The following is an 11,128-nucleotide window of genomic DNA, read 5'->3' as shown; positions in this document are numbered from 1 at the left end:
GTGAGGGTGAGGGTCCGGCCCGGCAGGAACTCGGAGTTCAGATAGTCGGAGGCGAAGAGGACGAACGTGCCGCCGTTGGCCACGGGGAAGTTGACGGCCATGGTGCCGGGGGCATTGAGCAGGGCGCCGTCCAGCGCGGGGGCCACCGCCAGCACCCAAAACCCGCTCCCGCCGCTGGTCGTGTCCCAGGTCCCCGGCGCGTTACTGTCCAGGCGGAGGGCGGTCACGGTGCGTCCGCCGCTGGCGCTGAGGGTCGCGGTCAGGGTGCCGTCGAAGGCGCCGTCGGGGCCCAGCGCCGTGTTGCCTTGCCCCACGCGGTCCCGGAGCTTGCCGTTGTAGGCCAGAGCCAGGGTCACGGGTGCCACCACGGTGAAGCCGCCGGCCAGAGTCCCAGCCCCGCCGCCCGGTTTGCTCACGGTCACGTCGCGGGCCCCGAGCGCGGCCCCGCTGGCGATGGTCAGCGTAGCAGCCAGCTGCGTCGCTGAGGATACCGAGACACCGCTCACGGTGATGCCCGTCCCGCTGAGGCTCACCGCGGCGCCGGCGACGAAGCCGGTCCCGGTGATTGTCACCGGCACGGTAGTGCCCGGCGGCCCCTGATTGGGCGTGATCGAGGCCACTGTGGGCGCTGGACCCGTGACGGTCAGCGTGAGGCCCGATGAGGTGCCGCCGCCGGGACTCGGGGTGAAGACGGTGATCGTCCGCGATCCAGGCGAGGCAATGTCGCCGGCGGGGATGCTGGCCTGGAGCTGAGTGTTGCGAACATAGGTCGTAGGCCGGGCGACGCCGTTCCACCGCACAACGGAATCTGGGACGAAGTTTGCGCCGGTCACGGTCAGGGTGAAGCTTGGGCCGCCGCCGGCGATGGTGTTGGGCGAGATCGAGGTGATAGATGGAACCGGATTCGGGGTGCTCGAGCCCGCGAGCTGCAACGACCAGACGTCGTACCGAGATCCTGTCGCGATGGCGCCTCCGTAGAGGACTGCGACCTGATTGACCGGATCGTAGGCCATGGCGGCGATTGCTCTGACCGGGGGTGAGAGAGCCGGGAAGACTTGCGTCCACGTGTTGCTCGCGTAGCTGTAGACCCAGAGATCATTGAAGTACGTTCCGCTGGGCGCGTCGAAGCCTCCGAAAAGCACCACGACCCCGTTGGTGCTGTCGTAGACCATGTTGTGCGCCTGGCGGGCGGGCGGGCTCACGGGGGGATTCATGTTGGTCCATGTGTTGGTAGACAAGCGATACGCCCACGTGTCTCCGGCTGAAGAGCCCCCATTCCCGCTGCAGAGGCATCCGCCGAAGAGGATGAACACATCGTTGGTGCTGTCGTAGACCATGGCATTCGTGATCTGGGCGCGACCCGCCGGCGAGCCCGGGCTGCCTCCGGGGATTTGCTGGACCCAAGTCTTGGTGAGAACGTCCAGGGCCCAGGTGTCGTTGGCGCCCTGTCCCCCGAACATGACGAGGGCCTGATCAAGCGACGAATACGCCATAGAAGGGCTCAAGCGGCTTCCCGGTGACTGGCCGGAGTAGCCCCAGTGGGGACCAGTGAGACTCCCCCACGTATGCGTGACGGGCGAGTAATACCAGGTGCCGCCACCGCCGCGCTGGGGGAAGAGATTGTACCGACCGCCGGGAGCGAGGCCGGCGAACGGTGTAGCGAGGGTCAGCGTCTTCGACACCGGATCGTAGGCCGAGACGTAAGCGAAGGTATTGTACGCGTCGACCCCTTGGACGCTCCAGTCCTTGTACGCGTCCGCCGCGGTGGCGGTCAGAGTGCTGTCCACGAGGGTCGTCGTGGTGGTACCACTTCCGGCTGTTCGGATCGGGCCGACACATGCAAAGCCGCTGCCGCCGAACATCCAGTAGAGTTGATTGACTGGGTCGTACTCGATGGCCATCTCGTCCCGGGGGCAGGGCGGCACGAAGTCAACGATCTGGGCGTTGCTGAAGTTTGGCTCGATTTGAGTCCAGAGATCGCCGGCCGCGTCGTACCACCAGACATCATTCATGTAGCTCCCGCCACTGCCGGCCATCTGGACAACGCGGCGGTTGATGGAGTCGTACGTCATATCGACCCAGCCCCTGCCGTATGGGCCAGGGGGACCCTTCTGGGTCCACGTGGCCGTCCAGGTCTGCGCGTGCGATGGAGGGGCCGTCCCAAGGAGCGAGCCGGCCAGGACGGCCAAAGCGAGGAGCGAGATCCCACCGTGTCGCAGGACGCTCTGCAAGGAGGAGATCATGGCTTCACGACGGTGACGGCTGACCCGGTCTTGACGCCGAGCCACTCCGGCAGGCTGCCAGAGAGTCCGACGACGGCGAGAGACCCGTCCCGATTGAGCGTGCAGGCAACGTCCACGTCGAGACCCTTCCGGGCGGCAGGGTCAGTCACGACCTGCGAGTAGTGGCTGGGCGAGAGGAAGCGGGCGTTCAAGGTGCGGCTCGCCAGTTGCACTCGCAGTACGGTGCCGTCGGTGATTCCACCAGAGCGCCAATCGGCGGTGATGCTGGTATGGATCACACCGTTTTGCACGGCCACAACGCGACCTGCCAGGGCGGCGTCACGTTTTCCGACTGCCGGCTGCTTCCGCTGCTCCTCGAGTGGCGATTGAGCGCCTGCAGGGAGGCTGGCGGCGGGAAGCACACACGGAAGGACGATGGTGGTGATGAGCAGGAGACGAAGAGCGCCACCCCTAGGATCCTTCACTGTTTCGTCCCCTCTGAGGAAATGCCCCGATTCTCAAACGTAGCCACAGGACTTAAGCAATCCTCGGGCCATTGTACGATAAGTCGTAATTTCGCCTCGTTGAGGTCCTAAGGGACGCTAGCCGGTTCTGATCTGTAAGATATATCGACAGAAAGGCCGGTAGAAAAGCCGAGAGGATGTCACTTGTGTCAGGATGTGTCGGAGGACAGCGTCACCGGGGGAACGTATGAGCGGCCAAATAGAGGCGGACGAAGAGAGAGACGGGCCGCATCTTCGGCGAGTCCTGCTGGTCGTCTGGTGCTGCTTCATCGTCTACGGGTCTTTCATCCCGTTCGGTTTCCTGCTGGCCGGGAGCTGTTTTCGGGTTGTCTGTCAGAGCTGGCGGCGGGGGATTTATGCCATCGGCGCTTTGGCGCTCGGGTTTGCGATTGGTATCGAGCTGGGACAGTTGTTCGCCGTGGGACAGCGGTGTCGCCGCGACAGAATCGAGAAAGGTTCGCAGCGTCACTGGGGCCGAGGAGGCGTAAGCCGGTTGTGAAACTCGAGCAGGCGATCATCCAGCCCGAGTCTTGGGCCACGAAGCGGGGATGCCGGCGATCCCGGCACCACTAAGAAAGGATACTTATGCGTGCCGGTGTCCGCGCCACCCTTCTCCTGAGTCGTCTATTTAGCTCCGGGCCATTGGCGAAATACAGCACGCACAATGTCCACCAGAGTGGTAGTTTGACCACCTGCGTGGCGGATCGCGTGTCCACAGTACCCGGGTATCACGCGCTCTTCTCGGAGTTCTGCCGCTTGCAGGGCAAAACGGTCCTTGAGCTCGGCTGCTCGCGTGGGTACCTCCTGGCCTCGCTCCTCGACATCGAATCGTTCCGCGCCATCGGCGTGGATCGGGATGCCGCGGCCCTGGCGGACGGCGCCACCCGGTACGGGGATCGTATCGAGTTCGTCCGCTCGGATGACGTCTCGATGCCCCTGCCGGATGCCAGTTTCGACTTAGCCTACACGGTGGATACGGTGGAGCATCTCTCGAAGCCCGAGGCGATCTTCCGCGAGGTGCATCGTGTGCTGCGGCCGGGGGGCCTGTTCCTCGTCCATTTTCACCCGTGGTTCGGCCCGTACGGTGCCCACTTGAGCGAAATCATCCCCTTTCCTTGGCCGCATGTGGTCTTCTCGATGCCAACCTTGCTCGAAGCTGCGGCTCGGCGCTACGAGTCGCCCGACTATGCCCCACCCTTTTATCGGATCGATCTCACCACAGGGCAGCGCCGTGAGAATCCCTACCGCGGGGATTGGAGCTACTACCTCAACCCGGACATGACGATCCGGGGTTTCCGGGGCCTCCTCCGGCGCCTACCGTTCCGCGTGCTGCACGAGCGGCGGATCGGGTTCGGAGGGAAGGGAGCACCCTTGGCCAAATTCCTGCGCCCGCTGGCGCAGGTGCCCGGTCTTGATGAGTTCTTCTCGAGCGCCGTTTTCTGTGTTTGCCAGAAGAGCGAACTCGACTGACGGGTCCCTTGCCCGGGTATCGCCGCTAGCTCACACTATCTTTCGCCCGCTATCAGAACGTCGTGGCGGCCACGGTATTCGTGAGGCCGAGGGACTGCTGCAGCCTGCCGCGCACCCCGGCGATCTCTTTGCTCGGGTCGGTCCATTTGTCTCGGAGCTTGAGCGTGTCCCAGCAGCCGAGCAGAAGCGCGAGCGCCTGCTCGGCCCGCCCGTTGTTCGTATTGAAGAGCGGATCCGGAAACTGCATGTTCGACGCGTTGATGACCATGTCGTCCTTGGCGGACTTGAGCTCGGTCCAGGCGTTCTTGACGAGCCGCTCGGCCTGGCCGGGATCCTTCAGAGTCTGGAGCGCCTCTCGCTGGAGCGCCGCGCTCTGCTGAAGCTTTCTCTGGATCAAAACCGGATCCCGCGGCGGTTTGGAAACCTGAGCGACCGCGGACGGCACGGCGGCCAGCGCGGCGGCCAGGGCAAGACACGCCGCCGGAAAACGGATCTGCACGATCATTGCAACACCTCCGCTACTCGAGCCGGAACGCTGCGAACGTGTGACCGCGGGCATGTGTCGACGCTCTGGCCGCCGGCATCCATCGCCTGATGGTCGGCGGCGTCTGGGCAGTTGCGTGCGGATCGTACTTGTAGAAGAAGTAGGCGAACGGTTCGTACCGCTTGCCGATACCAACCATTGCCCCGCTGGCCTCGTCAAAGCCCCAGACGCTGCCGACCACCACCCGCGGCACGGCCTCCCACTCCCACCGGCCCGTGTCGACGTGGTAGACGCCGAGGCCCTGCAGCGGCGTCTGGCCCATCCCGAAGTTGTTGGGGATCAGGAGGACCCGGTGCATGGTGTCGAAGACCAGATAGTCCTCCGTACCGCCGGCCTCTGGCAGCCGGTATTGCGACGGCAGCGGGAGGGTCGTGACGGCTCCATCCGTGAGGCTGACGCGGATGAGCGCCGGCGGCTTCCGCCGGGGCGCCAGGAACAAGACGGCCCGTCCCTTGACGTCGATGACCTGCTGGCTGCGATGCGGCGTCGTCCCGCCCGGGTCCGAAACATCTTGCGTCCGCCACGACTTGGTCGCCAGGTTCAGTCGCTCGAGCCTCATGCCGTTTCGCACGCGGACCAGCTCGTCGTTGATCGGGTCATAGACGCCCCACGCCCCGCTCTCGTCGCCGCCCCAGCCCTTGCCGCCGGCCGCGGCAGGCGGTGCAGGGAGACCGGCGCCCGCATCCGGCCCCGTGAACTGGCGCGTGGCAAAGTCGAACGCGTATCCACCCCAGCCCTCGATGGCGCCGCATCCGGAATCGGCTTTCTGCGAAATGCCATAGAAGCCCGGGGCCATGAGCCCGCGGTCGCGCTTGCTGTCATAGGCCCAGACCACGTTGTCGGGCCGGCCGGGTTGGGCGGCGCCGGGCACGCAGAACGGCCGCAGCTGCGTCCATACGTCCCTGGCGACGTCGAGGGCCCAGATCTCGGAGCCGACAAAATTTCCGTCATTCGGCTGCAACGTCTTCCAGTCGCCGCCCGCGAAGATCATCTGCTTGAGGCCCGGATGGTAGAAGACCCGGCCGTGCTTGCCCCCGGTTGGCATGTAGCTCTTTCCGACGCCGCTCCAGCCGCGCAAGGGCCGCTCGATCCAGGTGCGCAGCGGCATTTCTGAGGCGGTGTCGGTTGGAGATGCCGCCGGCGTGGCGGATTGCGGGGCCGCTGGGCTCGCGAGCAGCACGAGCGAGAGCACCACGAGCGCGGGGCGTTTCAAAACGGCACCGTCCCGATGAAGGCGTTTTGATCGACCGCGTTGACGAGGACGACCTGGTCGGTGCCGGGAATGCAGCGGAAGCGCCCGTACGTCCCGCTGCCTTCGGCCGCAGTGACGGTTGCCCCGCCCATGGCCACGAGCTTCATCGCATCCGTGGCCGGGTTGATCAGGATGAGGTTGTTGCCCCCCACCCACACGACGATCTGTTTGGTTCGCGCATGCCACGACACGCCCGGCCCCGTGGCATATCCCCCTTCCCACGACGGCTTGACGAATTTGGCCGCCCACGGCTTGCCGGCGAGACTGGTGTACGCCTTGGTATCGAGGTCAATGACCTCGGCCAATCGCTCGCCGAGCACGTACATCTTCCGCCCGGCAATGTCCATGGCCACAGAGGCCTGGTAATCGCAACAGAACGACGCGCCTCGAATCTGCCAGTCTTCCCACCGGTCTTCGTCGGGATAGTACGCGCCGATGAACTTGCTCCCGCGCGTAATCACGCGCCGCTTGACCGGGTCCCAGCCGCTCGACGAGGTCACGGACGAGCTCGGGGCCGGTGCCCTGAGTGCCCAGCCCATATCCGAACGCGCCATTGCCTCCTCGTAGGTCTGCGCGAGGTCGAAGATGCGGACGTTGTTGGTGCCCCCGCCGGACCCCACGTTGAGGGAGCCGCCGTAGCCGAAGACGGCGGGCCGGCCCGTGACTGTGATCACGAGCAGGCTGGAGTACGTGTGGCGGGACTTCGGCGCGCCGGGAGTGGTAACCGAGGAAGGCTGATTGCGACTGATTGACCGGTACGTCTCCCACGGATTGTCGTACTTGTATTCGCGGTCCGGCGCCAGGTACGGGCCCGTGAGCCGCCGCGGGCCCGAGCCGTCGAGGGGCTGCCAGTAGAGCGAGTTGTCGGCGGTCGCCGCGTGGCCGCCACCCCAGAACAGGAAGCCCCACGCGCTTGACCCCGGACGCTGGCCGATGTCCCCGCCCGAGTACGCGAAGAGCGACTTCGGGCTCCAGAGCTCCGGCGTGCCGCCGGGCGCCCCCGCCGACTTGGCCTCAGCCGGGATGGCAGGGTAGAGGGCCGTGTTCGCCAGCTGCGCCCAGGTGCCGGGGGGAGGAGCCGCAGGCTGGGCAGACGCCGTGGCGTCGAGCAGCAGAAAGGCGATGATCGCGAATGCCAGCCGCATCACGGGGCTATCAAGACGCCGCTGTGCGCACATCACGGCATGATGATCATGGCCTGATCGAGCAGCTGCACGGCCTGCCTCAGGCTCCGGATGGATTCCTGCAGATACTGCGCGCGGGCAATGCCCGTGCTGGCCCGGTCGACGGGAGTCCTCGCGAGATTCCACGCGGCGTCGACGCGCTTGAAGGCGAGCTCGCGCGTCGGATCGGGGAACCGGCTGGTCTCCCTGGCGAGCTCCATCCCGTGCCGGGCAGCCCGAATGAGCACGTAGGTGTCCCGCGCGTTCTGGAGGGTGGCTTCGTCGATGGGGATCGAGTCATCGGCGGGCATTGCCGCGAGACCTGCCAGCGTCTTTCGTGCAAGCTCTGTTGAGAGTGTCAGTTGGTTCTTGATGAAAGCGCTCTGGGGATTCGAGGTGGTCAGGCTCGGGGGTAAGGTCGTTCTCTGGGCGAGGGCGGGCGACGCCCAGATGAAACATACCCCGACGATGGCGGTGACCAGCGGCAGGAGTCCCGAGACGCCAGGTCTTGTCATGCGGATCGCCTCGACCTGGGCCTCAGCACTGTCTCGTAGACGTGCTGGACAAGCGTGGAGTGAGTCTCCCCGGAGAATCGCCTCCTCACGTCCGAGTAGCCTGCGCTCGCGATCTGCTCCGCCAAGGAAGGGTCTTCGAGCAGCATGATGATCCGGTCGGCCAAGGCTTCCGCGTCACCAGGGGGAAACAGCAAACCCGTGCGGCCGTCCTCGATGATCTCGGTGGGGCCCCCAGCACCCGCCGCAATGACGGGCCGCCTCATGGCCATCGCCTCTGTGATCACCCGGCCGAACGGCTCTGGAGCGATGGACGCGTGCACCACCACGTCGAGAAGCTCCAGCATGTCCGGCACGTCTGGACGGAAGCCGGTGAAGATCACTCGGTCCGCGATGCCGAGCTCTCGCGCGAGCACTCGAACCTCTGCTTCGTATTCCTTGGTCGCCTGGGGTGCCGCGCCGATGACGAAGGCGCGGGCCTTGGGGATGCGCTCGAAGACCCGTTTGGCGGCATTGAGGAAGACCGCGTGTCCCTTCCACGGCAGGAGCATCCCGAGTATGCCGAAGCACGGACTCGAGGCGTCCACGCCGAAAGTTTCACGCGTGACGGCCGAAGAGCGCCCGGTCCGCAGAGTCTCGAGATCCAGCGGAGGATAGATAACCGATACTCGCCCCGAGGGAATTCCCAGTGCGGTGAGACTCTTCAGAGTTGTCGTCGAATTGGCGATGAATCGCCGAACCCCGCGGGCGAGCCGGCGCACGGCAGGCGAGTTCCACTCATCTCCTCGCTGGTAGGCGACGAGCGGCACCCTAAGGATCCGAGCAAGGAGAAGGCTGCCGAGGTCGAAGCCGTTATTCTGGTGAACGAGCTGTATCTTGCGGCGCTTGGTCCATTGGTAGAGGCGCCAGGTGTAGGGGATGGTCACCACGAAGAGATCCAACATCGAGGCGGTCTGGAGCGCCAAACGGTGGAGCCGCGGCCTCTGGCCACCGAGCCGATCGACGAGCCGCTGGACGACATCTGACTGCTTGAGGCTGCGACGCGGCTGGATCACGGTGAGATCGCCGGGGCGCCGAAGGTGCTCCAGGAGGTAGGTCGCCTGCCCGGGTCGCGACAGGACGATGTGCGCCTTGAAAACGTCCGGGTCGAGGTAGTTGAGTAGCGTGCAGAGGCTCACGGTGGACCCCGCGAGCCCCACGCTGTTCTCGATGAAGAGGATGTTGATCATGGCCTCGCCCTGAGCACGTCTTCGAGCTGGGTGGTGAGCCGGTCCACGTCGAAGTGCTCCTCGACGTGCCGTCGCCCCTCCTGCCCCATGGCAGGCCACTGGTCCGAGCGGGCAAGAAGCTCTTGAAGGGCATCGGTTGTGGCTCGGACGTCCCTCGCCTCCACGAGCAGGGCGGACCGGCCTTCCCGGACCATCTCTGGCACTCCTCCCACTCGCGTCGCCACGACGGGGAGGCCCGTGGCCTGGGCCTCCAAAAGGACGTAGCCGGCCTGCTCCATGAGGCTGGGCAAGAGATAGATATCCGAATCGTGCATCCATCGCATCACCTCGGCGCCCGGCAATGCCCCGAGGAGCTGGACCGTGGCAGCGGCGCCGAGCTGCTCCGCGAGCCTGGTCAGGTCACCCCAGAGGGGTCCGTCGCCGATGATGCGGTACTCGAGCCGGAGCCCGGGATTGGCCGCCTGGAAGGCCGCCGCGGCGCGAACGCCGACCTCGAGTCCCTTCTTCTCCACCAGTCGGCCGACGCTCAGCAGCCGGACGGTGTCGCTGGCCCGCCGCCGTTCGCGGAAGGGGATCTTCTTGGCGGCGATGCTGAGCCGCAGGGTGACGATGCGCCGGTCATCGAAGCCGTATCGCCGGAGCGTGGCGCGACCGAAGCAGTCGGTCGTGACCAGGAAGGCGTCCCCCAATTGCTTGAGCAGCGTGAACGCCTCCGGGCCCTTCTCGTCGCCGATGAAGTAATCGTCCCCGTGGAACATCGTGACAAAGCGCGTGTTCGGAAAGACGTCCTTGAGGCAGACGAAGTCCATCCCGTTGCCGCCGAAGTGGCAGAGGATGGCGTCGTACCGCCGGTCGAGGAAGGGCTCCACGAACATCAGATTGTTCAGCACGGCGTAGGCGCTGCCGTACCGCGGCAGATTGAGGCATCGGAGCAGCGTGCCCGGACGGCGCGGCAGGTTGCGCGCCAGGACTCCGGCTGCCCGCATGAGCCGCCCGCTGCGGGTCGCCGGGATATTGAAGCAGTGGGTGCGGCGCATCAGGTCATAGTCGGTGACATCCGCGTGTACCACGGACTCTCCGGATGCCCGCCGGGCGTAGATATCGACCTCATGGCCTCGGTCGAGCAGCGCGGTAACCTGGGCGAGGATCCACGTTTCGGAGATCCTCGGAAAGCCGCCGACCACAAACGCGATTCTCACAGGCCCGCCCGCTCCTTGAAGTCAGGATCAGGCACCGGCGCCCTGCGGAGACGCGCGTACTGACCGGCTCTGAGGGCGCACTTCACGTAGCCGGAGAGATACCCGATGCTTTCGTGAATCTCGCGCTCCTGACAGAAGCTCTCCGGGTCGCGCCGGAGCGCAGCACCGATCCATGCGACGACGTTCCTCGCAATGGCACCCACCAGGAACGGTGGAATCCCGACGATGTGCCGGCCCTTCGGCGGACCGGTCCGAAAGGCCGATCCCTCGCCGTAATAGAAGGAATGCCGGCGGAAAAAGCCCTTCCGCATCCGCTCGGGACCCACCCAGTGATGGACGGTCGGAGTGGGGTCGTACACGACGATCTTTCCGGCCTCGACCATCTTTCTCACGAACAGGATGTCCTCGTGGCTGTACTTCTTCTTGCCACGCGGGCCAATCGCCGGATCGAAGCATCTCCCCATCTCGCAGACCGACCGGCGAATGGCCATGTTCGCCGTCCAGACCCTGAAGCCATGCTCGCGCTGCCATGGCCCCAGCTCAACTCGCCGCACCACGCTGTCGTCTAGCATTGCGAGCGTGGTCCACAGGTGCCGATCCGTGGCAAGCCATGGGGGAGGTGGGCTCGACCACTCGGGCAGGATCCGCCCCCCCAGGATGTCAGCGTCCCACCGCTGCATGCAATCCACGACATTCTGTAGCCACGCGGGTTCCGGGCGGCAGTCGTCATCGGTGATGGCAATGATTCCGCCCTTGGCATTGTCGATTCCGGTATTGCGTGCGTGGCTCACGCCTTGGCGCGACTCGAAGATATACCGCATGGGAACCGGGAAGCCGGCGCCGGCAGCGCTGACCACCGCGCGCGTATCGTCGGATGAGTTGTTGTCGACGACCACCAGCTCCCAGGTCAGACCGGGGGCGGTGCGTTGGCCCTGGAGGGCGGTGAGAGTCCGCCCCAGGGAAATGGCGCGGTTGTAGGTGGCGATGAGGACACTTACGTCCATGGTTGGCCG

General features: G+C 65.6%; 10 protein-coding genes. 1 reads left to right on the top strand and 9 read right to left on the bottom strand.

The genetic code is table 11. The annotated features are described in order from the left end of the window. Together Q7W02_03250 and Q7W02_03245 are read right to left on the bottom strand one after the other, a co-directional pair. A partial coding sequence (locus Q7W02_03250; GenBank protein MDO8475208.1) for a kelch repeat-containing protein occupies positions 1-2,072 on the bottom strand: 2,072 nt, incomplete at its 3' end. A 167-nt stretch (positions 2,073-2,239) separates the two neighbouring features. After that, positions 2,240-2,539 carry a hypothetical protein gene (locus Q7W02_03245; GenBank protein MDO8475207.1) on the bottom strand — a complete coding sequence of 100 codons (300 nt, stop codon included), beginning with the start codon at positions 2,537-2,539 and terminating at the stop codon, positions 2,240-2,242. Between the two features lie 792 nt (positions 2,540-3,331). Between Q7W02_03245 and Q7W02_03240 the strand changes: the two genes are divergently transcribed. Further along, positions 3,332-4,216: a methyltransferase domain-containing protein gene (locus Q7W02_03240; protein ID MDO8475206.1), complete on the top strand. Its 885-nt coding sequence runs from the start codon at positions 3,332-3,334 to the stop codon at positions 4,214-4,216. A gap of 52 nt (positions 4,217-4,268) precedes the next feature. Here the strand turns inward: Q7W02_03240 and Q7W02_03235 are convergent, their stop codons facing one another. Genes Q7W02_03235 through Q7W02_03205 form a run of 7 tightly spaced genes read right to left on the bottom strand, consistent with a single transcriptional unit; the run spans position 4,269 to position 11,119 of the window. After that, positions 4,269-4,721, bottom strand: a complete 453-nt coding sequence (locus tag Q7W02_03235) for a hypothetical protein (protein ID MDO8475205.1) — start codon at positions 4,719-4,721, stop codon at positions 4,269-4,271. A gap of 13 nt (positions 4,722-4,734) precedes the next feature. After that, a complete protein-coding gene (locus Q7W02_03230; GenBank protein MDO8475204.1) occupies positions 4,735-5,973 on the bottom strand; it encodes a hypothetical protein in 1,239 nt (412 codons plus the stop codon). Beyond that, complete coding sequence (locus tag Q7W02_03225; protein ID MDO8475203.1) at positions 5,970-7,157, bottom strand: hypothetical protein; 1,188 nt, start codon at positions 7,155-7,157, stop codon at positions 5,970-5,972. Before Q7W02_03225 ends, Q7W02_03230 begins: the two co-directional genes overlap by 4 nt. Before the next feature lie 32 nt (positions 7,158-7,189). Then, the gene (locus tag Q7W02_03220; protein ID MDO8475202.1) at positions 7,190-7,690 is read right to left on the bottom strand and encodes a hypothetical protein; all 501 of its coding nucleotides are present in this window, start codon (positions 7,688-7,690) and stop codon (positions 7,190-7,192) included. Continuing rightward, the gene (locus Q7W02_03215) at positions 7,687-8,916 is read right to left on the bottom strand and encodes a glycosyltransferase (protein MDO8475201.1); all 1,230 of its coding nucleotides are present in this window, start codon (positions 8,914-8,916) and stop codon (positions 7,687-7,689) included. The genes Q7W02_03220 and Q7W02_03215 overlap by 4 nt, the downstream gene beginning before the upstream one ends. Further along, positions 8,913-10,115: a glycosyltransferase gene (locus Q7W02_03210; protein ID MDO8475200.1), complete on the bottom strand. Its 1,203-nt coding sequence runs from the start codon at positions 10,113-10,115 to the stop codon at positions 8,913-8,915. Before Q7W02_03210 ends, Q7W02_03215 begins: the two co-directional genes overlap by 4 nt. Further along, the gene (locus Q7W02_03205; protein MDO8475199.1) at positions 10,112-11,119 is read right to left on the bottom strand and encodes a glycosyltransferase family 2 protein; all 1,008 of its coding nucleotides are present in this window, start codon (positions 11,117-11,119) and stop codon (positions 10,112-10,114) included. Before Q7W02_03205 ends, Q7W02_03210 begins: the two co-directional genes overlap by 4 nt. Positions 11,120-11,128 lie beyond the last annotated feature (9 nt).

Source organism: Candidatus Rokuibacteriota bacterium (assembly GCA_030647435.1).
GTDB lineage: Bacteria > Methylomirabilota > Methylomirabilia > Rokubacteriales > CSP1-6 > AR37.
This window is presented reverse-complemented; position numbering and strand designations above follow the sequence as displayed.

What these genes read in the sequence shown, in the direction of transcription:
- Q7W02_03240 (MDO8475206.1), top strand. Translation starts at nt 3,332, where the DNA reads ATGCGTGCCGGTGTCCGCGCCACCCTTCTCCTGAGTCGTCTATTTAGC.
- Q7W02_03235 (MDO8475205.1), bottom strand. Translation starts at nt 4,721, where the DNA reads ATGATCGTGCAGATCCGTTTTCCGGCGGCGTGTCTTGCCCTGGCCGCC.
- Q7W02_03225 (MDO8475203.1), bottom strand. Translation starts at nt 7,157, where the DNA reads ATGCGGCTGGCATTCGCGATCATCGCCTTTCTGCTGCTCGACGCCACG.
- Q7W02_03220 (MDO8475202.1), bottom strand. Translation starts at nt 7,690, where the DNA reads ATGACAAGACCTGGCGTCTCGGGACTCCTGCCGCTGGTCACCGCCATC.
- Q7W02_03215 (MDO8475201.1), bottom strand. Translation starts at nt 8,916, where the DNA reads ATGATCAACATCCTCTTCATCGAGAACAGCGTGGGGCTCGCGGGGTCC.
- Q7W02_03205 (MDO8475199.1), bottom strand. Translation starts at nt 11,119, where the DNA reads ATGGACGTAAGTGTCCTCATCGCCACCTACAACCGCGCCATTTCCCTG.